This window comes from uncultured Microbacterium sp., from assembly GCF_963524805.1.
Lineage (GTDB): Bacteria > Actinomycetota > Actinomycetes > Actinomycetales > Microbacteriaceae > Microbacterium.
In genome coordinates, this window is sequence record NZ_CAURGG010000007.1 from 124,535 (window position 1) to 147,040 (window position 22,506).

The following is a 22,506-nucleotide window of genomic DNA, read 5'->3' on the forward strand; positions in this document are numbered from 1 at the left end:
GCGCCCGACGATGGGAGCCCCGCGCCCGGACCTGCCGCACGCTGCGTCCACTGTAACCACGAAGTTCGTCGCAAAGGTAGACAGAACCCACCAATAGGCATCACAATCATGCGCAAGGCGCCACCCCCGCGCCGCACCCGAATGCACCGGAGGATCGATGTCGCAACCGAGCAATGCGTCCACGCGCAAGGACTCCGCGAAGGTTGCCGGAGCAACCTATACGCGAGCCGGCCAGGATTACTTCCAGAAGCGGACGCTCAAGCGCTCCGCCGGTATCTGGGGCCTGTGGGGGCTTGCGGTCGCCGCAGTCATCTCGGGCGACTTCTCGGGGTGGAACTTCGGCATCGACTACGCCGGATTCGGCGGGATGCTGATCGCCTTCGTGATCCTGGTCGCGATGTACTACGGCATGATCTTCGCGATCGGCGAGATGGCCGCCGCGATGCCGCACACCGGCGGTGCGTACTCCTTCGCCCGGTCGGCGATGGGGCCGTGGGGCGGTCTGGTCACGGGGCTGGCCGAGACGATCGAATACGTCGCGACCACGGCCGTGATCGTCTACTTCTCCGCGTCGTACGCCGACGCGATCACGAGTGAGCTGCTCAACTTCTCCCTGCCGGCCTGGGTGTGGTGGATCATCCTCTACGCCGTGTTCATCGGTCTGAACTCCGCCGGCGCGGCGATCTCATTCAAATTCGCGATCGTCGTGTCGATCATCTCGATCGCGATCATCCTGGTCTTCTCGGCCATGGCGATCTTCTCCGGCGCCTTCGAGTGGGCGAACCTGTGGGACATCGCCCCCGACCCGGGCCAGACCGAGTTCCTGCCGCACGGCGTGGTGCCGATCCTGTTCGCCCTCCCGTTCGCGATGTGGTTCTTCCTGGGGATCGAGGAGCTCCCGCTCGCCGCCGAGGAGTCCCACAACCCGGAGCGCGACATCCCCCGCGCCGGCTTCATCGCCCGGACCACGCTGATCGTCACGGGCCTGCTGGTGCTGTTCCTGAACACCGGCGTCGTGGGAGCGGAGGCCACCGGCACCGCGGGCGAGCCGCTGCTCGACGGCTTCCGCGCGATCGTCGGCGACCAGCTCGCCGCCATCCTCGCGCTGTTCGCGCTCATCGGCCTTCTCGCCTCGCTGCAGGGCATCATGTTCGCCTACGGACGCAACATGTACTCGCTGTCGCGGGCCGGGTACTACCCGCGGTTCCTCTCGCTCACCGGCAAGCGCCAGACGCCCTGGGTCGCGCTCCTTGTCGGTGCGGTGATCGGGTTCATCGCCCTGGTGCTGGTCGAGTCCCTCGGCGGTGCGGGCGGTGTGGCCGGAGCGATCGTGCTGAACATCGCGATCTGGGGTGCGGTGATCGCGTACGCGCTGCAGATGGTGTCGTTCATCATCCTGCGCCGCAAGTTCCCGAACGCGAACCGCCCCTACCGCAGCCCCTGGGGCGTTCCGGGCGCCGTGATCGCGCTGGTCATCTCGGTGCTGATCTTCTTCGGATTCTTCATCAACGAGCCCGCGCGACCGGCGATCATCGCGATCGCGATCGTCTACGTCGTGATCCTCATCGGATTCGCGGTGTTCTTCCGCCACCGCCTCGTCCTCTCCCCCGAGGAGGAGTACGCCCTCTCGGATGGCAAGCACTGGGATCCGCAGGCGGAGGGCTACGACACCATGGAGGGCGAGGTCTTCGGCGAGACACCTGAGCCGAAACCCTGAGAGACAGCCCGCAGAGGGCGGCGGGGTCGCAGTGGTCCGGGGGGATGCTGCGGCCCCGCTTTCTCGCGAACGAGGGGTGCGGCATCCGCGAGCCGTCGGCAGGGTGGAATGACTCGGCCCCCTCGGGCCACCCCCTGCGCGGGGAGTGACTCGAGAGGGCCAAGTGCTCTCCGGGGCTCAATACCTCGCTGGGGACGAGACGCTGCTGGGGACAGCTATGAGCCATCGAACGGGAGCTGTCTTCAACGGTACGCTGGCCGTCGAAATTCGTCTGTCCCCTCTTCGGGGGACAGATTCGGCGTTGGGTCTGCCGGCAGCGATCAGTAGAGCAGGATCTGCTTGGACTGCGTCGACGGGATGCCGCCGATTTCGACACTGAGGTGGTACGACGCCCCGCCGCCCGGCGCGCTCTGCCGGCCCTCGTCCTCGCAGGATCCGACCGAGGACCGGGTGCGGTCCCACACGAGCGGCGTGGCGCTGGAGACGCTCTGGCCGGCCGCGAGCAGCACGACCATGTCGCTCGGCTCGGACTGGCAATCGGTCGAGCGCCACCACACGTCGCTGCCGCTCGCGATCGTGAAGGCCTGCGCGCTCGTGCCCACGTTGAGGGTGCAGTCGGCGGCGCCGTTGTTGGTGAGGGTGATCGACAGCTGCGGGTTCTGTCCCTCGGCGTACGTGTCCTGGTCGCTCACCGGCTCGACGGCGATGTCGCGCGCCACGCAGGGCTTGGCCGCCGGGGTCGCGGTGGACTCCGGCTCGGGCGACGCCGGCGGTGTCGGAGTCGCCGAGGCGGCGGCATCCATCGTCGATTCGGGCGTGGTCGTCGGCGCAGGGGTCGTCACGGCGGGCGCCGGAGAGGAGGTCGGCGCCGGCATCGATGACGTTTCGGCGGCCGCGCCGCGCCAGGGCTGCGCGATCAGCAGCCAGACCAGGGCGATCACGGCGACGAGGGCCACGATCAGCACGATCCGCCGCCGGCGGTAGACGGCCGGCGGATGCCGCTTGCGAGGAGGTGCGCCGCTCATGATTCCAGGCTACGTGGGCGCTTCCGGCACTCCGGAACGGCACGCGCGAGCTGGCGGCAACCTGTCAGGCGCGCCGTCAGAGGCGCTTGAGCATGCGGGTGTTGCCCAGCGTATTGGGCTTCACATGGGCGAGGTCGAGGAACTCCGCCACACCTTCGTCGGGGCTGCGGATCAGCTGCGAGTAGACGTCGGGATCGACGACCTGCTCGCCGATCGGCTCGAACCCCCGCCGGGCGAAGAAGTCGACCTCGAACGTCAGGCAGAACAGTCGCGAGAGTCCCAGGGCGCGCGCATTCTGCTCGAGCGCCTCGACGATGCCGAGCCCGACGCCGTGGTGCAGCCACGCGTCGGCGACGATGAGCGTGCGCACTTCGCCCAGGTCCTCCCACATGACGTGCAGTGCGCCGCAGCCGATCAGCGTGCCGTCCGGATCCTCCGCGACCACGAACTGCTGCACCGCCTCGTAGAGCACGACGAGGTCCTTGCCCAGCAGGATTCGGCGCTGCACATAGGGCTCCAGCAGGTCGCGGATGCCGCGGACGTCCGCTGACCGCGCCGCCCTGACCCTGTACTCGCTCACCCGTCAACCTTATGCGCCGATCCCCCCGGTTCATCCGTCACCCGCGTACGCCGATCGGGCGGAAAAGCGTACGCGGGTGACGGATGAAGGGGGCGAAGAACGACGAAGAGCGGATGCCGCAGCATCCGCTCTTCGTTCGTGGGTTGCTAGCCGATCGCGAGGTCGGGCGTCGCGGTGATCTCGCCCGCGGCGACGGCGCCGACGGCGACCTTCTCGCCGCGCGGACCGTTCTCGAAGACGAACTCGCCGTTCTGCACGTCGACCGTGATGTGGTCTCCCGAGTTCAGCTCGCCGTGCAGGATGCGCTCGGACAGCCGGTCCTCGACCTCGTGCTGCATCGCGCGGCGCAGGGGGCGGGCACCGAGGGCGGGGTCGAACCCGATCTCGATGAGTCGCTCCTTCGCCGGCAGCGACAGCTCGATCGTCATGTCCCGATCCAGCAGACGCTCTCCGAGGCGGCGGGTGAACAGATCCACGATCTGCACCAGCTCCTCCTTCGACAGCTGCGGGAACACGATGATGTCATCGACGCGGTTGAGGAACTCGGGCTTGAAGTGCCGCTTGAGCTCTTCCTTGACCTTGCCCTGCATCCGGTCGTACGAGGTCGACGAGTCGCCCTCGACCTGGAACCCGACCGGGCCGCCCGCGATGTCGCGCGCGCCCAGGTTGGTCGTCATGATGATGACCGTGTTCTTGAAGTCGATCATGCGGCCCTGACCGTCGGTCAGGCGACCCTCTTCGAGGATCTGCAGGAGCGAGTTGAAGATGTCGGGGTGTGCCTTCTCGATCTCGTCGAACAGCACGACCGAGAACGGCTTGCGGCGCACCTTCTCGGTGAGCTGCCCGCCCTCCTCGAAGCCGACGAAGCCCGGAGGGGCACCGAACAGGCGCGAGACGGTGTGCTTCTCGCCGAACTCCGACATGTCCAGGGAGATGAGAGCGGCTTCGTCGTCGAACAGGAACTCGGCGAGCGCCTTGGCCAGCTCGGTCTTGCCGACGCCCGTGGGGCCGGCGAAGATGAACGAGCCGTTCGGGCGCTTGGGGTCCTTCAGACCCGCGCGCTGACGACGGATCGTCTTGGCGAGGGCGGCGATCGCCTCTTCCTGACCGATGACCCGCTCGTGCAGAGCCTTCTCCATGAAGACCAGGCGCGAGGACTCCTCCTCGGTGAGCTTGAACACCGGGATGCCGGTGGCCTGGGCGAGCACCTCGGCGATCAGGCCCTCGTCCACGACCGCGTGGGTCGCGACGTCGCCGGACTTCCACTGCTTCTCGAGGCGCAGGCGCTCGGCGAGCAGGGACTTCTCCTCGTCGCGCAGCGATGCGGCCTTCTCGAAGTCCTGGTCCTCCGAGGCCTGCTCCTTCTGCTGGCGGACGCTCGCGATCTTGTCGTCGAACTCCCGCAGCTCGGGGGGCGAGGACAGGATGGACAGCCGCAGGCGTGCACCGGCCTCGTCGATCAGGTCGATGGCCTTGTCGGGCAGGAAGCGGTCGCTCACGTACCGGTCGGCGAGGTTCGCCGCCGCCACGATCGCGCCGTCGGTGATCTGCACCTTGTGGTGCGCCTCGTACCGGTCGCGCAGCCCCTTCAGGATGTTGATCGCGTGGGGCAGGCTCGGCTCGGCGACCTGGATCGGCTGGAAGCGGCGCTCGAGCGCGGCATCCTTCTCGAAGTGCTTGCGGTACTCGTCGAGCGTCGTGGCGCCGATGGTCTGCAGCTCGCCGCGGGCGAGCAGCGGCTTGAGGATCGAGGCCGCGTCGATCGCGCCCTCGGCGGCACCGGCACCCACGAGCGTGTGGATCTCGTCGATGAAGACGATGATGTCGCCGCGCGTGCGGATCTCCTTGGTGACCTTCTTCAGGCGCTCCTCGAAGTCACCGCGGTAGCGAGAACCGGCGATGAGCGAACCCAGGTCGAGCGAGTAGACCTGCTTGTCCTTGAGGGTTTCGGGCACGTCGTTCTTCACGATCGCCTGCGCGAGGCCTTCGACGACGGCGGTCTTGCCGACGCCCGGCTCGCCGATCAGCACGGGGTTGTTCTTGGAGCGACGCGAGAGGATCTGCATGACCCGCTCGATTTCCTTCTCGCGCCCGATCACCGGGTCGAGCTTGTTGTCGCGAGCCGCCTGCGTCAGGTTGCGGCCGAACTGGTCGAGCACCGCGGAACCTCCCTGCGCTGCCTGCGTGCTGTCGTGCGCCGCACCGCTGACGGCGGCCGGCTCCTTGCCCTGGTAGCCCGAGAGCAGCTGGATGACCTGCTGGCGGACCTTGTTCAGATCCGCACCGAGCTTGACGAGCACCTGAGCGGCCACGCCTTCGCCCTCGCGGATCAGCCCGAGCAGGATGTGCTCGGTGCCGATGTAGTTGTGACCCAGCTGCAGGGCCTCGCGCAGCGACAGCTCGAGCACCTTCTTGGCGCGCGGCGTGAACGGGATGTGCCCCGTCGGCTGCTGCTGCCCCTGCCCGATGATGTCCTGCACCTGCTCGCGCACGGCGTCGAGCGAGATGCCCAGCGACTCGAGCGCCTTGGCGGCGACACCCTCACCCTCGTGGATCAGCCCGAGCAGGATGTGCTCGGTGCCGATGTAGTTGTGATTGAGCATCTTCGCCTCTTCTTGGGCGAGCACAACCACCCGACGGGCGCGATCCGTGAATCTCTCGAACATCATCCATTCCTCCGGCCTCGGGGCCATGTGGCGCACTTCCGCGCGCTTACATCGAGGGTAACGACGGGGGGATGCCGATAGCGCGGTGTTCGCCATGGGCATAGCGTCGCGAAAGGGGCCCGCTCGGCGCTTCCTTGACAGCGGCATCCCGTCGACATATCGTTCTTCGATAACAACGATTATCGATAAGGAGTTGATGGTGATGTCGACGAGGCCGAAGCAGGACGCGATCATGTCGCGGTGGGATGCCGTATCGATGGGAATCTTCATGGTGATCGGCGCCGCGTACGCGATGTTCACGGTCATCCGATCCGGAGCGCGGATCGCCGAAGTGCTGGGAGGCGAGAGTGTCCGCGTGTTCGCCCGGTTCTCCGGGACGATGGCCGAGGCTCCGATCGGACCGGACGGCGCACCGGTCGCCGTCGAGCTGGACACGGCGTATCTGATCGCGCCGGAACTTCCTGTCGCCTCCACCGTCGCGCTCGTGATCGAGCAGCTCGTGATCGTGGCCGCGGTCGCGACGGTCGTCACGTGCCTCCTGGGCCTGACGTGGAACGTCCTGCACGGGCGCGTGTTCAGCCGGAAGAACACGCGGCTCGTCACGACTGCGGGAATCGTCGCGTTCTTCGGCGTCGCACTCGCGCCCTTCTTCGCGAACATGGGCGCGAACGGGGCCTTCGCGTGGATCTCCGACCGGACGTTCGAGAACGTCATCCTGGCGGCCGATCTGAGTCAGCTCTTCACGGTCGCCTTCATCGCGGCGCTCGCGGCAACGACCTTCACCGTCGGAGACCGTCTGCAGCGCGACACCGAGGGGCTGGTGTGAGCCCCGCGGAGGACGAAGGCCCCACCGGGGTCCACTGCCGCCTCGACGAACTGCTGGAGGAGCGCGGGCTCACGCTGACGCGCCTGTCAGAACTCGTCGGGGTGTCGGTGGTCAACCTGTCCGTGCTCAAGAACGATCGCGCGCGGGCGATCCGGTATTCGACGCTGTCGGCGCTCTGCCGCGTACTGGACTGCGAGATCGGCGACCTGCTGGTGCGGGCCGACGGGCTGGGCTCAGCCGGCTGAGGCCGGGTTCACGCCCAGGATCGTCGTCGTGAACGACTCGCCGACGGGTCCGCTGATGGTGAGCTGCACGTCCTGGACGCCGCCCAGTCCGTCGATCGCCGTCAGCTGCGGGTTCGGGGCGTAGTCCGCGGTGCAGACCTTGTCCTCTTCCACGCCCGACAGGGTGGCGGTCGCGGCGGCGTCGCCGGTCACCTCCGTGGCGGTCACGAGCTCCGGGCATCCGGATGAGCCCCAGAGCAGCACGATCACGCCGCCCTCCGCCGTGGTCCAGCCGGCGCTGGGTGTCTGCTCGGAGACGCCTTCGAACGCGAGCCCGTCGACGCCGGGAAGCGTGACCTCGCCGCCGAAGCCGGCGCCCGTGACCTCGATCACCAGGTTCGCGGACGGATCGACGTCCTCCGGGACCGCGACGAGCGAGACGCGCGGGGCGAAATCGGACGTGCAGGCGCCCTCGGACACATCGGTGAGGGTGACCTGCAGAACACCGTCGGCGTACTCGCCCTCCGCGGTCGGCACGCAGGTGGACGAGCCCTGCGTGATCAGTCCCACCATCCGGCCGCCGTCCAGCCATGCGGCGCCGAGATCGGTGTCGAGGGTCTCCGCGGGATCCTCGCTCGGCGCCGAGCCGGATGAGGAACCGGCACACCCGCCGAGGAGCGCCGTCAGCGAGACGGCCGTGACGGCGGCGAGCAGAGCGAGGTTGCGAGGGGTCATGTCAGTTCTCTCCGTGGATCGGAACGCGGACGTCGTCGAACTCGGCGCTGCCGGCGAGGACGAGCGATACGTCGCCATCCTCCTCCAGGCCGTCGACGACCGCCACCGTGGCGCGCGGGGCCATGTCCATGGTGCAGACCTGATCCGCCGGGGGCGCCTGGAGGGTGACGGTCACTTCGGCGGGGCCGGATGCCGCCACGTCGGAGATGAACGGGACGCAGGAGGATGATCCCCACGTCAGCAGGACGAACTGCCCGTCGGTCCCCGTCCAGCCTGCGCTGGGCAGGTAGTCGGTCATTCCGCCGCCGGCGAGCCCGTCGACCCCCTCGAGATCGGTGCTGCCGGAATATCCGTCGCCGGTCACGGTGATCGCGAGATCCTCGGACGGGTCAACGCCCTCGGGCACCTCGACCAGGGTCACGCGGGGAACGAGGTCGCGCGTGCACGCCGTGTCGGCATCCGGCTCGACGAGGGTGACCGCGAGCGATCCGTCGGCCTGGAGGGTCGCCTCGTCGGCGGCCGGCACGCAGGTCGAGCTGCCAGTCGTCACGAGCCCGATGATCCGACCGTCGTCCAGCCATGCCGCATCGATCTGCGCCTCCGTGCTGTCACCGGACGGAGGGGCGGTCGGGGGCGCCGCGGCGGGGGTGCTGGCGCAGCCGGCGAGCGCACCGCCGGCCAAAAGCAGGACCGCCGGAAGCGCGAGGAGGCGAGGGGCGAGGATCATGTGCCGATCCTTCCCCACGGCGGCTGTGGGACGCCCGGGAAACCGGTTACGGGGAGGTCACGGGGTAGTCACGCGGGCATGGGCTGAGGATGCAGAGTCGTGTGGACGTCATTGACAAAAGCCGCTATCTCTGCGAAACCCGAGACCGGTCCCCCGGCGAGCAGGCCATCAGAGCCCAGCAGGACTGCTGTCGGTGTGGGCCAGTCGGCGATAGATCCGCTCACGTACTTGGCCGGATCGTGCAGGGACTGCGGCTCATTCTTCTCGGCCCAGCCCGCAAGCTCCGGATCCGCCACGAGCAGTAGACGGATGTCGACCTCGGGGAGAAGCTCGCGCCATTCCCCGAGGTGATCGCGAACACTCATACACGGGCCACATGTTTCCGACACCGCGAGCAGCAGGATGGGGCGGGCCGCGGCGAGAGTGCGCAGGTTAACAGTGCTGCCGTCGGCGAGGGTGACCGGCACTGCGGGTATGCGCAAGCGGATGTAATCCAGCGCATCCTCGTCGTCGTCTCCATCGAGTGCTGCTGTCGCCACCTCGATAGACGGCACGTCCGCAGCCGACTCCCCCGATGCCGTGATCAGAGCTGTGGTTACTGCCGCGACAGCCATCGCCAGGACCCAAAGGCCGTCATCCATCCGAATCGCTGCCAGGGCGCCCCCCCACGGCGGATTCACCCAGATCACAGCGGCGACCGCAACAGCCAGAGCCGTCAGCCATGCGTTTCGTAGAACGGTCACGCGAGTCACCGGCTTGGCGGAACCGAAGCAGGCGCACGAGGTGTCCCCAGGTCGGCGTACTGCACGCACGACAAGCCACAGGTAAGCGGCCATCAGTCCAAGTGTCGCGAGAGCGGCGACCAGGCCGAGAACCCCGCCGAGCGCGATCAAGGTAACGCCGAGCGCGAGCTCTCCCCATGGGTGTAGGCGGAGAAGCGCCGTCCGGCGGAAGATGCGAGGTACTCCGAGTTGCTCCCAGCCGGATAGGTCATCGGGATGACGGAACTTCGCAATACCGCTCGCGATCAGAACGGCCCCCAAGACGAGCGGCAACGAAATGGATAGTGGTCCCGGCATTGCTCGATTCTACGGGCGTTGTCGCCGCTGGCAGGGTCGTGCCGCTTGGATCACCTCTCCGCACGGCTGAGCACGTCCGCGTAGAACTCTGCATGCGCTGCGGCGACCTCAGCATCCTCCATCAGACCTGGCGTCCGCCGGGCAGCGTGCCCCATCCGAACGCGCAGCTCGGGATCCGCACCCAGTCGGCGGAGGGCAGCGGTGAGGGCGGCCCCGTCCCGTGGCGCGAATCGCAGCCCGTTGACGCCGTCATCGACCCACTCGACAGGGCCGCCCTCGTCCGCGACGACCACCGCGCACCCCGCGGCGAGATACTGCAGCACGTTCTGACCTAGCGGCTCCGGCCGCGTCGAGGCCTGCACGGCGATGTCCCATCCCGCCAGCAGCTCGTCCACGTCGGCGACATGACCGAGAAATCTCACGCGCTCCCCGAGCCCGAGCTCAGCGGCACGACTCCTGAGTTCGGTGGCGAATTGCTCGTGACCGAACGGCGCTGCTCCCGCGAACTCGAGGACTGCCTCGCTGCCGGCGAACGCCGCGGCGAACGCATCGATGAGCAGCCGCTGGCCTTTCCAAGGGTCGATCCGCGCGAGCATGCCGACACGGAGCGGTTCAGAGGACGCCTGCCCTGTCAGCGAGCGCCGGACACCCGAGGCACTTGGGATGACGGCGGTGACGGCATCCGGCCGCAGGAAGCGCGCGGCGGATTCCAGTGCCGCGTGGGTATCCGCGATGACGCCATCCGCGCGCGGGAGCGCGACTTTGCGCATCGCGAGTGAACCGAAGCGTCCCATCGCCTCAGCGTCGGTCATGTCACGAACGTGTACGACGAACGGGGTGCGTGACGACCACGCAGCGAGGGCTCCGTAGGCAGCGGCGCGTGACGTATTGGCGTCGACGATATCGGCGCTCCGAAAGCCTGGGTGCATTCGCGTCGCAACGGACTGGGCGGCCAGCCCCGCACCCGCCGCGAACAGAACGCTGGCCGCCCCTGCGCTCACGCCTGCGCGCTGGCGTACGCCGCATTCCCGGATCCTCGCCGTCTCGCCCAGCTCCGCGAAGACGCCGGCGGACGAGCCGCGAGGAACGAGAACAAGAGGGTGCCACCGGGGGGAGGCGCGCAGCATCCGCACCAGGGCGTACTCGGCACCGCCCGCCACCGACGTGTGATCGAGATGAACGATACGCGGGAGGGCATCGGGTCGATGGGAACGCACAGTCATGCGCCGGGCCGCACCTTCCGCAGCTGTGCACGGAGCGCTTCAGGCGTGCCCGCAACGTCGATGTAGGCATCCGCGTCGGACTTCGGCATCCCTAAGAGCGCGTGTGCAAGACGCGCGAGAGCGGGCACCTCTTCGTTCGCCATCTGGAGGTGGGCCTCCTCATTGCGGCCCTGAGGATCGATGATGTCATCCGAATCGTCGGCTTGGACCCGGTTCCCGGCAAGCAACGCGACGGTACGCAGGAGATCGTCGACACCGGCAGGCGGGTGTGGCAAGTCGAGACTTGCGGCGATCCGTCCCGCCTCGCGGATCGTGAAGGTCTTGCGCAGCGCCGCCGGCACCCGCCGAACCGTCTCATCTCGGTGATGCACACTGGCCACGAGCACGAGGTCGGCGTCGGAGATCATGCGGTCAGTCATCCGGGTGGCAAGATGAGCGGAACCGTCCGCCCCGAGCGCGCGAGCGATCGCTTGAGCTCGGGTGCCCATGGGCGCGCCCGATGGCGCGTCGAACCCCGCGCTGGTCACGGTCACAGCCGCTGCGACGGGGTCGAGAAGATACCAGGTGCGCCATCGCTCGAGCAGCGCCGCTGCAAGTGCGGATCGGTGAATGTTGCCTGTGCAGACGGTCAGGATCGAGAATCGATCGTCCATCACGCGCCCCCACCTGCGGTGCCACCCATCGAACCGATGACGGCGACTATCTTTACTGGGAAGCCTACTGGGAGGTTCGGGTGCGCGTACTGAGGATCTCGCACAGCGCCGTGGTCGACGAGTGGCGCGGGAGAGAGCGAGCGATGCGCGAACTCGGAGTCCATGTGTCGCTGATGAGTGCGCGTGAGAGCGTGGAGGGCGGCTCCGTCGTCACCCTGCAGCCGCGGCCCGGCGAACAGGTCGAGGGCGTCGGCACGGCAGGTCGACATCCCGCCCTCTTCCTCTACGACCCCCGTCCCCTGTGGCGAGCGCTCGGGAACGACTGGGACGTCATCGATATCCACGAGGAGCCATTCGCGCTGGCTACCGCCGAGGTGCTCTTGCTCCGCGCGCTGCGCCGCAATGGCGCCCCGGTGGTGCTGTACACAGCACAGAATCTGCAGAAGCGCTACCCGATTCCGTTCCGGTGGCTGGAACGCCACGCGCTGCGGAACGCAGCGGGCATCTCGGCATGCAACACCGCGGCCGCACGCATCGCCGCGGAAAAGGGCTTCGCGGGTCGTGCTCGGGTCATCCCCCTGGGCATCGATCCCACTCGCTTCGCGCCCTCGGATGCGCGTCCCTCCGCTACCGACCCGGGCGCGAGGACAGTCACGGTAGGTTACCTCGGGCGATTGGTACCCGAAAAGGGTGTGGGTCTCCTGCTGCGCGCTGTGCACCGCGACCAGCGGATGCGACTCCGAATCGCGGGAGCTGGCGCTGAGGGCGACCGACTTCAGCGTCTGGCCGCAGATCTCGACCTCTCCGACCGCGTTCAGTTCGATGGGGCTGTCCCACCCGATGAGATCGTGTCCTTCTACCGGTCGATCGATGTCCTGGCTGTCCCGTCATTGCCGACCTCGCGATGGACCGAACAGTTTGGACGCGTTGCGGTCGAAGCGATGTCGTGCGGCGTGCCGGTCGTCTCGAGTGACGCCGGTGCACTCCCGGACGTCGTGGGGGGCGCTGGGATCGTCGTGCCTCAAGGCGACGTGGGCGCGCTCGCCGACGCGCTGGTGGAGGCAGCCGGACCGCGGGCGGCGGAACTGCGGGCGGCAGGGCTCGTCCGGGCCCGGAGCTGCACGTGGGCCGCGGTGGCCGAAGACTATCGAGACCTCTACGGTGCGGTGCTGCATGAGCCGTCCAGCTCTTTCGATCCCCGGATCGAGGTCATCGTCGTCGCCTATGGCCACCCCGACATGCTGCGAACTGCTCTCGAGCCCGTCGCAGCGATGACGGTGACCGTCGTGGACAACTCCTCGATGCCCGAGATCGCGTCACTCTGCGAGGAACTCGGCGTGCGCTACCTCGACTCCGGACGCAACGTCGGCTTCGGGACGGCGGTAAACATCGCTCTCGCTGATCGCCTGCTGCCGGGAGCAGATGTCCTGCTGCTGAATCCTGACGCACGCGTTCAGCCCGAGGACATCGCCGTCCTTCAGCGTGCGCTCCGTGCGCGATCAGACCTCGCCAGCGTAGGCCCCCAGCAAGTCGACGGGGAAGGAAGTTCGGCCCGCGTCGAGTGGTACTTCCCCTCGCCACTGAACTCCTGGCTCGAGGCGCTGGGGCTGGCAAGGCTACAGCGTGGCGGAACGTTCGTGGTTGGCTCCGTCCTGCTGCTGCGCGCGGAGGCGCTGGACCAGGTCGGCGGCTTCGATGAGCGCTTCTTTCTCTACGCGGAGGAGACGGACTGGGCGTATCGCGCATATCGGCTCGGCTGGCATCATCGCGCGGTACCGGGGGCGCGCGCAGTGCACGCCGGGGGAGGAACAAGCTCGGACGGCCGGCTCCGCGAAGCCCACTTCCATGCTTCGCAGGAGCGCTACCTGAGAAAGCACTTCGGCTGGGCCGGATGGCAGGGCGCCCGAGCCGCTGCGTGGCTGGGAGCCATCGCACGGTCCGCGATCCTTCCCGGTGCTCGTGGTTTCGAGGCGCGCCGGCGAGCGGCGCTGTACCGGCTGGGGCCGATCCGCATCGAAACGCTGTTCACCACCTCGGATGCCGCATGACTCACATCGTCCAGATCGTCCCATACATGCACAATGGGAGCGGAGTCGCCGGCGTTGCATGGAACCTCGATCGGGAATTCCGAGAACTGGGTGTGCGGACAGAACGATTCACCCACTCCGATACGGAGCCGAGGTCGCTGCGCCTGGCTGGGCGAGGACGCTTCACGCAAGCACTTGCGCTGACGTGGGACATGCTCTGGTTCTTCATTGTCGGAACCCGGAAGGCGCGGATCTTCCTCAGCGATCGACCGGACGCCATCTCGATCTGCCACAACAACATCATGACCGGCGACATCTACGTCAATCACGGCATCGTCGCGGCCAGCATGCAAGCCCGGGGATGGGGAGTGTGGCGTGTGTTGAGGAATCCGACACACATCTTCACGACGCTGCGCGATTCGATCCGCTATCGCAGCGATGCCCACCGCGCGATCGTCGTCCTATCGGAGTCCGAGGGCAAGACGCTGCGGCGAGTGTACGGCCGAGTCAAGCCGCGTGTCGCCATCATTCCGAATGGGGTCGACCTCGATCGCTTTCACCCGCCGACTGCGGACGAGCGACTCCGGGCGCGCGAGACTCTGCGACTGGACGACGAGGACCGGGTGGCCCTTTTCATCGGTCACGAATTCCGACGCAAAGGGCTCGAGCACGCGATCAACGCGCTGACGTTCGCCCCCACAGTCCTTCTTCTCGTGGTGGGCGGACAAACAGACAGCCTTGCTGCAGCTCGCACGCAGGCGGAGACGTCGGGCGTTGCCGAACGAGTCCTCTTCGTCGGCGTGCGCAACGACCTGCAGGCGATGTTCGCAGCATCCGACATGTTCGTCCTGCCGAGTGCGTACGAAGCGAATGCGCTCGTCATTCTCGAGGCGCTGGCGAGCGGCCTTCCCGTGGTCGTGACACCCGTCGGATATGCAGCAGAGCTGGTCGCGGATGGAATCAACGGCTTCCTCGTCGACGCGGATCCGCAGCAGATCGGCGACCGTTTCGAGGAGCTGGCCGCCGCGGACCCCGTGCCGTGGCGATTGAGAGCGCGCGCAAGCGTGGAACATCTGTCGTGGCGGGCGATCGCGGAAAAGTACCTCTTGCTCGCCGATGAGATCGAGCAGGAGCGTGGAATCTCGTGAACGCGCCCCTTCGAATCCTGCACGTAGTGCGATCCGATCGGTTCGCGGGAGTCGAGCGCTTCGTGCAGCGACTCGCGATCGCACAGGCAGCTGCCGGGCACAGTGTGCGCGTCATCGGCGGAGACCCAGCCCGCATGCGGCGGGGATTCACTCGTACCGGGATTCTCTTCCACCCTTCTCAAGGCCTCGCATCCATGGCGCGCTCGATCCTGAACCTCGGGAATCACGTCGACGTGGTCAATGCCCACATGACGGATGCTGACGTCGCTGCAGTGCTCGGAGTGATGGGATTGCGGCGACGCCCCGCCGTCGTGTCGACGCGGCACTTCACCCAGCGGCGCGGCTCCCGCGGCCCTTCCTGGCTGTACCGCGCGGTGGAGGCGCGCATCGACGCCGAGATCGCCATCAGTCACGCCGTCTCCGGGTCGATCGGCGTTGCCAGCACGATTGTGCACTCAGGGGTCGACCCGGTCGCGACCACGGATCCGGAGGCTCGCGAGTCGACCGTCTTGATGGCACAGCGGCTGCAGAGGGAGAAGCGCACCGATATCGGACTGCGTGCTTTCGCAGCATCCGGGCTTGCAGGCCAGGGCTGGCAGTTGAACATCGCGGGCTCCGGGCCCCTCGAGGAAGAGCTACGCGCGCTTGCTGACGCCCTCGGTGTGTCCGATGCAGTGCGGATGCTGGGTTTCCGGGATGATGTCCCGGCTCTCATGACCCGGTCGGGAATGCTGCTGGCCCCGTGCCCCGTCGAGGGATTGGGCCTGACGGTGCTGGAGGCCATGGCGGATGGTCTGCCCGTGGTGGCAGCATCAGCGGGCGGGCATCGAGAACTCCTCAGCGGCCTCGATGCGCGCGCTCTGTTCGCACCCGACGACGTCGCCGACGCCGCCGGAAAGCTCGCCTCTCTTGCCGATGACCCGGTCGGCCGCGCCCGCCTCGGACGTGCGCAGCGCGACCGTCAGCGGCAGGACTTCAGTGTGGACGCGCAATCGGATGCGACCATTTCGGTGTACCGGACCGCCATTGCGCTCCGCCGGGGCTCGCGCGCGAGCCGACCATGACCGATCTCATCGTCGTATCGCTCGAGGCGTGGGACGGCGTGTGGCGTCGCAACCAGCATCTCGTTTCTCGTCTGCTCGACCGCGACCCCTCGCTCCGCGTGCTCTTCGTCGAGCCCCCCGCCGATCCGATTCACCGCCTGACGCACGGTGCAATGCCGCAGCTCGGGTATGGCCCACGACAGTCGTCCAGGTGCAAGCACCTGTGGACGATGCGCCCGCTCAAGGCACTGCCGCGCCGCGTGGACCGGAGCGCGGATAAGCGCTTGGCCACTCAAGTGCGACGGGCGGCACATCGACTCGAGTTCGAGCATCCGATCGTGTGGGTCAATGATCCGGGTGGGGCCGCTCTATCGAAGTCGACTGGATGGCCCACCTTATATGACATCACCGACGACTGGCTGGCGGCCGACCGCCCTCCCCGGGAGCTGGCGCGGTTGCGCGAGGTCGAGCGGTTCCTTCTCGAACACGCCTCGCAGGTGGTCGCGTGTTCCCCGGAGCTCGCGCGCCGTAAGGGCGCCGACCGCCCGCGCGGCTCCGCTCCCATCGAAGTCATCCGCAACGCCGTGGACACGGCTGCGTACGAACGACCTCGAGAACGGCCGAGGGATCTTCCGCCGGGTCGCACCGCCGTGTATGTCGGCACGCTGCACACCGACCGTCTCGACATAGACCTCTGTGAGGAAACAGCGCGGGAGCTGAAGGACGAAGCCAGCGTGGTTCTCGTCGGTCCGAACGCCCTCGGCGAGGCAGACACACGACGGCTGCGCACCGCAGGGGTCATCGTGCTCGGTGCGCGCCGCGCCGACTATGTCATCGGATACCTGACGCACGGCGATGCACTCATCGTGCCCCATGTCATCACACCGTTCACCGAGAGCCTCGACCCGCTCAAGCTGTACGAGTACCTAGCGGCGGGGCGACCGATCGTGTCCACAGCGGTTGCCGGTTTCCGGGACACCGACGATCCGCGTATCCACATCGTCGATTCGTCGTCGGGGTTCGCAGCGACCGTCCGGTCTATGCTCGATTCTCCCTCGGTCAACTCGCCGAACCGGACCGTCGCGGACTGGGCGGAACGAGTGACAGCCATGTGCGCAGTGCTCGACCGGATGTCCTATTAGTTCGACCCCGTGGAGACAGGCTCACCCAAGCCGTAGGCCGCCCAGTGAATACGGCAGATCGCGCAGGTGCGGAAAGCACCTGCGCGATCTGTAGACCTAATATCCGCTCCTACACCTGAGCGGCGACGTCAGGGGCAGTTGAGAGTGTTTGCGCACTCCTGGGGAGGCGAGGCGACATTCTGCGTCAGGACGGTGCCGGGGGCCCCTGCGAGCGAGTACGACACTTCGATGAAATTGGCGCTGCTGGTGCTGCAGTAAACGAACTCCGTAGTGCAGACTGGCCCCGAATTAGCAGGGATGACGATCTGCTGATTTACCGCCTGCGTAGGAGCCTGGCCGGTGTCTCCCCGAACTGAGATGACGTTGACCGTGATGGCCGCGTTACAGGAGTTGGTGAAACAGACTTGGAGGCGGTAGCCCTTAGTAGGATTACCCGGGTCCTTGCAGCTGGTTCCTGAGAAGGTCGCCGTCAGGCAAATGGGAGACGCCGCGGCGTTGGGCACTGTGGCCGCGACGGCGATGGCCGGAACGGACCACGCCATGGCCTTTGTGACGGTCCGGCGGCTCACGCCCGACTTCTGCGGTTCGTTCAATTCACTCATGGTCGAGTCCTTCGGTAGTGTGCGGCCTGGGCCCCGACGAGGCTGGCGGTTAACGGGTCAGTGACGTGGACGTTTTCTCTCTGCGGGTCGGCCGACCCTGAGTCAGGACTCCCCAAAAGCCCGAACCTCGTCCCCATGTTGGTCGATCTCCGAGAAGAATACCGTAAATCCGCTGGGAGTCCAGACCGCAGTCCTGAGTCCGCGGTGGACGGGGACTCCCGAGTCGGCCAACGAGATGTCGTACTCCGCGTCAGACCGCCACCGGATTGTCTCCCGGCGCCTTCCCTAATCCCCGAGGCTAGAAGTGGAGGAAGACCCAGACCGGCGAGCCGCGACGGGTACAATCGGATGGACGTTCGGTAACCGATCTGCACAGCCGGCCGGCGTGCTCAGGCCAGCAACCGGCCGAAGGGAAAACATGTCGGCTGCACGCGGCGACAGTCTGGTGCGCGAACTCGCGCGTCTACTGGAGATGGCCGGCGCGCGACCACGTAGGTGGGCTACGGGAGTGCTGATGGCCTCCGTCATCCTGGCTCTACTTGACACCGCCGGCGTGGCGGCCATGATCCCGCTCATGCAGCTCGTGAGCGGCGCGGACCCTGACACGGGTGCCCTTGCTGTGATCTCTGATCTGACGGGCACAAGTGATCCCGCCACGCTGATCCCTCTCGTCGCCCTCGGCATAACAGTCCTCTTCATAGTCAAGAGCATCGCGGCGATGTCATTCCGCTGGTGGCTGCTCGGGCGTACGAGTCAGGTGGCTGCCCTCGTGAGCGCCGAACTGATGCACCGGTATCTCCTTGCCCCGTATGCCGCGCACCGGCAGCGGCGACTGAGTGAGGTCTATCGGAACATTGGGGAGGCCTCGACCCAAGGCGCTTCGGTCTTGGTGACGAGTCTGACGATCGTGACGGACAGTTTGACACTCATCGCGATCATCGTCGTGCTGGCGATCACTTCACCACTGGTGACGCTGATGGCTGTGGTGCTGTTCGGGGCAGGAGTGCTCGGCCTGCAGCTGAGCTTGCGAAAGATGCAGTCGAGGATCGGTGAAGAAAGCGCGGAGTCGAATCTGGAAGCATGGGGCTACATCATGCCTGCACTCGACGGCTTTCGTGAGGCCCGACTGAGCTCGAGCACACGGGTGTTCGTCGATGGCTTTCGCTCGGCGAAGCTGCGCAACGCCGAAGCGTCGCGGAAACTGGCGATCGTCTCCGAGTTACCCCGCTACGCCCTGGAGATCGGCTTCGTCGTGATGATCGCAGCGATCTCCCTGCTCTTGTTCACCTCAGGCGACCCGGCTCAAGCGCTCACCATCCTGGGAGTGTTCGCCGCGGCGTCGCTGCGCGGGTTGCCGATCCTCAATCGCGTCGCCGGCAGTCTTGCCATCGTCCGTGCTGGGCGAGTCGGGCTACACATCGTCACCGAGTCGATGACGATGCTCGATGCGGAAGGCCGTCATGACGAAACGCCTGACCAGAGCGCACCATATCGAGGAGACATCGTCCTCTCGAACCTCATGTTCGAATTCCCGGATGCCGACATCCCGGTTCTGCACAGCATCAGCCTGGTCATCCCTGAGAATGCCACCACCGCATTCGTGGGAGCGAGCGGCGCGGGCAAGTCGACACTGCTGGATCTCATCCTCGGCCTGCTGGAGCCGACTGCGGGTTCGATCGAGTGCGGTGGACGACCGATCAACCGCGACCTGACGGGGTGGTATGCCGGTCTCGGGGTCGTACCCCAGGACGTCTTCGTGATCAATGCGTCACTGGCCGCCAACGTGGCCTTCGGCATACCCGAGGGCGCGATCGATCGAGATCGCGTTCGGGAGGTGCTCTCGATCGCCCGGTTGACAACGACGGTGGACGCCTTGCCGGCGGGCGTGGATACTCTGCTCGGAGAACGCGGGACGCGGTTGTCGGGAGGTCAGCGCCAGCGGCTGGGCCTGGCTCGCGCCCTGTACCGGCGGCCATCGATCCTCGTGCTCGACGAGGCGACTTCGGCGCTCGACAACGAAACCGAGCGCCAGATCACCGAGGCTCTCGCCGCGCTGTCGGGAAACCTGACTATCGTCATCGTCGCTCACCGGCTCTCGACGGTCCGTGACGCCGACAACCTCGTCTTTCTCAAGGACGGCCGCATTGAGGCTCAGGGAACCTTCTCGGAGCTTCGCGACGCGAGCCCGGACTTCGCCCGACTCGTCTCCCTCGGCGAGCTTCGCTAAGCCGCTCGAAGGTTCACGGAAGCCGAAAGCGCGGGTGGTGGATGTGCACCCGCTTCAGCACGTGACGAACGAAGGAGCATGCCTTCCTGCGGAGCACCTCGTAGGCGGTGTAGCCCCCGGTGCGGGGAATGACCGGGTCGAGGTCATTCGTGCGATATGACGCGCGGAGGTGTGTTGCCCGAGGCGTCTGGGCTGCGCGCTGATGTGCTTCCAGCCGAGCCTCGAACGTATTGGGGTGACTCGCGTGCCGCGCCCATGCCGCTGGTGCGAACGAGCGGTAGATCGGACCGGCGATGTCCGCTCTTCGGACCAGGAACACCTGATCCGAAAATCCGTAATTGAGCGACCACGAACCGCGCCGCGCGAATGATTCTTCGTCGAGCGTGTCGCGGTCGAGTGGCCAGCGTGGCGCCGCCGAGAAGACGCGAGGTTCTGAGTTCAGCAAGTTCACGGCGGGGCTCACCCAGTCGAAGTCTTCTGCGAGTTGTGTCTCAGCATCCCAACCCAGGACGAACTGGGAGGATCCGGTCACGGACATCACCAGGCCGTAGTCCAGGAAGTAGCCCCGGTCGCGGAGCACCCGCCTCGGCAGGTGGGCGACACGGAGCGCTCGATCGACGTCGGCGGCGACGATCCGGAAGCCGGTCAATTCGCCGCTGGATACGAGCGCGTCCGCCCGTGCGGTCGCATCGACGAGGTCTGCGACATTGTTGATCAGAGCGAACGTCTCCGCGAACCGGACACGATTCTGGTCCGATATGCCGGCGAAGAAGCCCGGCCGAAGCACGTCCCGGTAGGTGCGCTCGTACACGTTCACAATGAGGCCGACGGGAACTATCGGATGTGTATTCATCGGCTCTTCTCCACGCAGGTATCCTGGTCGACTCTTAGCGCGAGAGCGCGGCACGGACGCGGCGACCGCCGACATCCTGTTTCTCGGGGTCGGAGGGGCGCCAGCGAGCATGACGCATCATCGCTGCGGTACCCCAGGCTATTCCGAGGGTAGTGATGCCCCAGCGTTGCACCCGCCTGAGGGCGCCCCCAGCGCCCGAGACCATGCGGTACTCGCGAGCAATCCATCGGCGCAGGAGGGGCGACCCGATGCCGTCGTGGCGGGCGAGCATCACCATGTGGTTGCGACGCGCATACAGCTTGTATCGCGTGTCGAAGCGCGCGCCCGTGATGTGCGGCGCCGGAAGATGATCGACAGCGGCATCCGGTGCGAACACGGCCCGCCCGCCGATCCTCGATATACGGAGGTACACGTCGGTGTCTTCACGCATCGCCGTCCCGGGATAGTCGTCGCGAAATCCGCCAAGTCTTGCGAGCACGCCGCGTCGGAACGACATGTTCGCCCCGATCCCATGGTCGACATCGACCTGACCCGCGGGGAGAGACGCGAATCCCTCGGTCAGGGACCCGTCCTGCTGGAGTCGACCGATCGGCAGGTCGTAGACCTCCTCGCCCGGCTGGAGATTGCGAGTCCGCCCGGCGACAGCATCCACTCCGGGATCGACGAACGCCGCGAGAATCGCTTCCTGCCAACCCTTGCTGACGACGACATCATCGTCGAGGAAGCTGACCACATCCCCCGTCGCGTGCAGCAGCGCGATATTGCGTGCCTTGGTCATCCAGCCCGCAACTGATCGGTCATGGACGTAGACAGCGGACGGGCGGATGGCTGAGACCAACTCGGCAGAGTCCTCGTCTGACGCATCGACGATGACCACCCCAACTTCTGAAGAGAGATTTGCATCAATTGCTCGCAGGCAACGTTCTAGGAACCGGGGGCGCTGAAACGTCACGATGCATACCGACATCGAAAGATCCTCGCCGGTCACGGGGTGATCCCGGAATGAGTGAGGCGGCCGCGATGTCGTCCATAGCGCCAGCGCCAGACGATGGGTTCCGGAATCATCAGCAGCGCACGATCCCGCCACCGCGGCAAGAGTTCGAAAGAGTGTCGAACGGCGCTGATGGCCTCGCGCACATGACGATCGCGCACGAGCGGCCAGATCAGGGACCGGAATTCGCGTCGGTAGGCCGGCCCGTAATCGGACAGTCGGCGCTGCACGAATGGGCCGCACAGCCGCCATGCCGTGGCTCGAGCTGCCAGGATGCCGAGCACGCCCCGGGGATCGGGGGTGCGGGAGTCCTGTGCCGCGTGCAGCCGATAAAACATCAAGGGTTGGTCGATCAGATGCCATTCGGTCTGCGTGGCGACCAGGCAAGCCAGGACGTAGTCGGCTCCCGGTCGGGTTCCTGGAGGGACAGCGGGCAGCCGACTGAGCACGTGACGCCGAACGCACGTCGTTCCGATGACGCTGCGGTTGCGGTCCATCAGTCTTGCCAGGCTTTGTCCCCGAATGTCGAGGTAAGCAAAATCATTGCGCGGACTCAGCCCTCGCGCCTGTACCTCTAGCTCATCTAGAGCGTTGCCGCGAATATCGATGTACTGCCCATTCAACATCTCATTGGCGTAGTGCTCGGCGGCGAAGATCATGTAGGTCGCGCGAACAGCGTCGCAGTCCGGGTGCCCGCTCAGATAAGCCGCCGTGACCTCTGACTTGTAGCTTGGCCAGAGATCGTCGTCGTCGATGAAACAAACCCACTCCGCGCTCGTCGCAGCAATGCCGGCCTGTCGCGCGGCTGCCTCACCACTGGGACCGGGATGATCCAGCACTACGGCATCCGGCCACCGCACCTGGATGGAGTCAACGGCGGCCGTGTTCCCATCAACGACGATGATCACCCCCTGTGGAGGAATCGTCTGGCGAAAAACACTCTCGACCGTCTCGTGAAGAAGTCCGAGCGTGCGACCGTGGGTGGGTATCACCACGTCGTATGCGAACTGGGTCACTC

Annotated in this window: 20 protein-coding genes; 8 read left to right on the forward strand and 12 right to left on the reverse strand. The window is 66.6% G+C overall.

All coding sequences use genetic code 11. The features are described from left to right. The first annotated feature begins 157 nt into the window (after positions 1–157). On the forward strand, positions 158–1,717 hold the full coding sequence (locus RWQ91_RS13500) for an amino acid permease (RefSeq protein WP_314506934.1): 1,560 nt from the start codon (positions 158–160) through the stop codon (positions 1,715–1,717). Positions 1,718–2,037: 320 nt separating this feature from the next. Here RWQ91_RS13500 and RWQ91_RS13505 read toward each other — a convergent pair whose 3' ends face one another. The 3 genes from RWQ91_RS13505 to RWQ91_RS13515 form a co-directional block, all read right to left on the reverse strand. Then, positions 2,038–2,742, reverse strand: a complete 705-nt coding sequence (locus RWQ91_RS13505; RefSeq protein ID WP_314506936.1) for a hypothetical protein — start codon at positions 2,740–2,742, stop codon at positions 2,038–2,040. Positions 2,743–2,818: 76 nt separating this feature from the next. Further along, a complete protein-coding gene (locus tag RWQ91_RS13510; RefSeq protein ID WP_314506938.1) occupies positions 2,819–3,322 on the reverse strand; it encodes an amino-acid N-acetyltransferase in 504 nt (167 codons plus the stop codon). A 146-nt stretch (positions 3,323–3,468) separates the two neighbouring features. Further along, entirely contained in the window at positions 3,469–5,988 is a 2,520-nt protein-coding gene (locus tag RWQ91_RS13515; RefSeq protein ID WP_314506940.1) for an ATP-dependent Clp protease ATP-binding subunit, read from the reverse strand. A 202-nt stretch (positions 5,989–6,190) separates the two neighbouring features. Between RWQ91_RS13515 and RWQ91_RS13520 the strand changes: the two genes are divergently transcribed. Together RWQ91_RS13520 and RWQ91_RS13525 are read left to right on the forward strand one after the other, a co-directional pair. Next, positions 6,191–6,814 carry a hypothetical protein gene (locus RWQ91_RS13520; protein WP_314506943.1) on the forward strand — a complete coding sequence of 208 codons (624 nt, stop codon included), beginning with the start codon at positions 6,191–6,193 and terminating at the stop codon, positions 6,812–6,814. Next, positions 6,811–7,059 carry a helix-turn-helix domain-containing protein gene (locus tag RWQ91_RS13525; RefSeq protein ID WP_314506945.1) on the forward strand — a complete coding sequence of 83 codons (249 nt, stop codon included), beginning with the start codon at positions 6,811–6,813 and terminating at the stop codon, positions 7,057–7,059. Before RWQ91_RS13520 ends, RWQ91_RS13525 begins: the two co-directional genes overlap by 4 nt. Here the strand turns inward: RWQ91_RS13525 and RWQ91_RS13530 are convergent. The 5 genes from RWQ91_RS13530 to RWQ91_RS13550 all read right to left on the reverse strand — a co-directional run bounded on the left by RWQ91_RS13530 (position 7,048) and on the right by RWQ91_RS13550 (position 11,455). After that, positions 7,048–7,773, reverse strand: coding sequence for a hypothetical protein (locus RWQ91_RS13530; RefSeq protein WP_314506947.1), 726 nt, complete (start codon positions 7,771–7,773; stop codon positions 7,048–7,050). The genes RWQ91_RS13525 and RWQ91_RS13530 overlap by 12 nt on opposite strands. 1 nt (position 7,774) lies before the next feature. Then, positions 7,775–8,500 (reverse strand): hypothetical protein, encoded by a 726-nt coding sequence (locus tag RWQ91_RS13535; RefSeq protein ID WP_314506949.1) that lies wholly within the window; start codon positions 8,498–8,500, stop codon positions 7,775–7,777. A gap of 68 nt (positions 8,501–8,568) precedes the next feature. Beyond that, entirely contained in the window at positions 8,569–9,579 is a 1,011-nt protein-coding gene (locus RWQ91_RS13540) for a MauE/DoxX family redox-associated membrane protein (protein ID WP_314506951.1), read from the reverse strand. Positions 9,580–9,629: 50 nt separating this feature from the next. Next, the gene (locus tag RWQ91_RS17215) at positions 9,630–10,802 is read right to left on the reverse strand and encodes a glycosyltransferase (RefSeq protein WP_399546478.1); all 1,173 of its coding nucleotides are present in this window, start codon (positions 10,800–10,802) and stop codon (positions 9,630–9,632) included. After that, positions 10,799–11,455, reverse strand: coding sequence for a hypothetical protein (locus RWQ91_RS13550; protein WP_314506956.1), 657 nt, complete (start codon positions 11,453–11,455; stop codon positions 10,799–10,801). The genes RWQ91_RS17215 and RWQ91_RS13550 overlap by 4 nt, the downstream gene beginning before the upstream one ends. 80 nt (positions 11,456–11,535) lie before the next feature. On the opposite strand from RWQ91_RS13550, the gene RWQ91_RS13555 reads away from it, so the two are divergent. The 4 genes from RWQ91_RS13555 to RWQ91_RS13570 are packed head-to-tail and all read left to right on the forward strand — an operon-like array spanning position 11,536 to position 16,815. Continuing rightward, complete coding sequence (locus RWQ91_RS13555; protein WP_314506957.1) at positions 11,536–13,503, forward strand: glycosyltransferase; 1,968 nt, start codon at positions 11,536–11,538, stop codon at positions 13,501–13,503. Then, a complete protein-coding gene (locus RWQ91_RS13560; RefSeq protein WP_314506958.1) occupies positions 13,500–14,630 on the forward strand; it encodes a glycosyltransferase family 4 protein in 1,131 nt (376 codons plus the stop codon). Before RWQ91_RS13555 ends, RWQ91_RS13560 begins: the two co-directional genes overlap by 4 nt. 26 nt (positions 14,631–14,656) lie before the next feature. Beyond that, entirely contained in the window at positions 14,657–15,694 is a 1,038-nt protein-coding gene (locus tag RWQ91_RS13565) for a glycosyltransferase family 4 protein (RefSeq protein WP_314506960.1), read from the forward strand. Next, positions 15,691–16,815 carry a glycosyltransferase gene (locus tag RWQ91_RS13570; RefSeq protein WP_314506961.1) on the forward strand — a complete coding sequence of 375 codons (1,125 nt, stop codon included), beginning with the start codon at positions 15,691–15,693 and terminating at the stop codon, positions 16,813–16,815. Before RWQ91_RS13565 ends, RWQ91_RS13570 begins: the two co-directional genes overlap by 4 nt. A 128-nt stretch (positions 16,816–16,943) precedes the next feature. Here the strand turns inward: RWQ91_RS13570 and RWQ91_RS13575 are convergent, their stop codons facing one another. Further along, positions 16,944–17,417: a hypothetical protein gene (locus RWQ91_RS13575; RefSeq protein ID WP_314506962.1), complete on the reverse strand. Its 474-nt coding sequence runs from the start codon at positions 17,415–17,417 to the stop codon at positions 16,944–16,946. 418 nt (positions 17,418–17,835) lie between these two features. Here RWQ91_RS13575 and RWQ91_RS13580 point away from each other — a divergent pair, with 418 nt between their 5' ends. After that, on the forward strand, positions 17,836–19,644 hold the full coding sequence (locus tag RWQ91_RS13580; protein ID WP_314506964.1) for an ABC transporter ATP-binding protein: 1,809 nt from the start codon (positions 17,836–17,838) through the stop codon (positions 19,642–19,644). A gap of 13 nt (positions 19,645–19,657) precedes the next feature. On the opposite strand, the gene RWQ91_RS13585 is transcribed toward RWQ91_RS13580, so the two are convergent. Genes RWQ91_RS13585 through RWQ91_RS13595 form a run of 3 tightly spaced genes read right to left on the reverse strand, consistent with a single transcriptional unit; the run spans position 19,658 to position 22,504 of the window. Next, positions 19,658–20,497, reverse strand: coding sequence for a hypothetical protein (locus RWQ91_RS13585; protein ID WP_314506968.1), 840 nt, complete (start codon positions 20,495–20,497; stop codon positions 19,658–19,660). Between the two features lie 34 nt (positions 20,498–20,531). Continuing rightward, positions 20,532–21,485, reverse strand: a complete 954-nt coding sequence (locus tag RWQ91_RS13590; protein ID WP_314506970.1) for a glycosyltransferase — start codon at positions 21,483–21,485, stop codon at positions 20,532–20,534. Next, positions 21,482–22,504 carry a glycosyltransferase family A protein gene (locus RWQ91_RS13595; RefSeq protein ID WP_314506972.1) on the reverse strand — a complete coding sequence of 341 codons (1,023 nt, stop codon included), beginning with the start codon at positions 22,502–22,504 and terminating at the stop codon, positions 21,482–21,484. Before RWQ91_RS13595 ends, RWQ91_RS13590 begins: the two co-directional genes overlap by 4 nt. Positions 22,505–22,506 lie beyond the last annotated feature (2 nt).

Bases quoted from the DNA above. Each gene is read 5' to 3' on its own strand.
- RWQ91_RS13515 (WP_314506940.1), bottom strand. From the start codon at position 5,988: ATGTTCGAGAGATTCACGGATCGCGCCCGTCGGGTGGTTGTGCTCGCC.
- RWQ91_RS13580 (WP_314506964.1), top strand. From the start codon at position 17,836: ATGTCGGCTGCACGCGGCGACAGTCTGGTGCGCGAACTCGCGCGTCTA.
- RWQ91_RS17215 (WP_399546478.1), bottom strand. From the start codon at position 10,802: ATGACTGTGCGTTCCCATCGACCCGATGCCCTCCCGCGTATCGTTCAT.
- RWQ91_RS13585 (WP_314506968.1), bottom strand. From the start codon at position 20,497: ATGAATACACATCCGATAGTTCCCGTCGGCCTCATTGTGAACGTGTAC.
- RWQ91_RS13575 (WP_314506962.1), bottom strand. From the start codon at position 17,417: ATGAGTGAATTGAACGAACCGCAGAAGTCGGGCGTGAGCCGCCGGACC.
- RWQ91_RS13540 (WP_314506951.1), bottom strand. From the start codon at position 9,579: ATGCCGGGACCACTATCCATTTCGTTGCCGCTCGTCTTGGGGGCCGTT.
- RWQ91_RS13560 (WP_314506958.1), top strand. From the start codon at position 13,500: ATGACTCACATCGTCCAGATCGTCCCATACATGCACAATGGGAGCGGA.
- RWQ91_RS13520 (WP_314506943.1), top strand. From the start codon at position 6,191: ATGTCGACGAGGCCGAAGCAGGACGCGATCATGTCGCGGTGGGATGCC.
- RWQ91_RS13550 (WP_314506956.1), bottom strand. From the start codon at position 11,455: ATGGACGATCGATTCTCGATCCTGACCGTCTGCACAGGCAACATTCAC.
- RWQ91_RS13570 (WP_314506961.1), top strand. From the start codon at position 15,691: ATGACCGATCTCATCGTCGTATCGCTCGAGGCGTGGGACGGCGTGTGG.
- RWQ91_RS13505 (WP_314506936.1), bottom strand. From the start codon at position 2,742: ATGAGCGGCGCACCTCCTCGCAAGCGGCATCCGCCGGCCGTCTACCGC.
- RWQ91_RS13530 (WP_314506947.1), bottom strand. From the start codon at position 7,773: ATGACCCCTCGCAACCTCGCTCTGCTCGCCGCCGTCACGGCCGTCTCG.
- RWQ91_RS13500 (WP_314506934.1), top strand. From the start codon at position 158: ATGTCGCAACCGAGCAATGCGTCCACGCGCAAGGACTCCGCGAAGGTT.
- RWQ91_RS13535 (WP_314506949.1), bottom strand. From the start codon at position 8,500: ATGATCCTCGCCCCTCGCCTCCTCGCGCTTCCGGCGGTCCTGCTTTTG.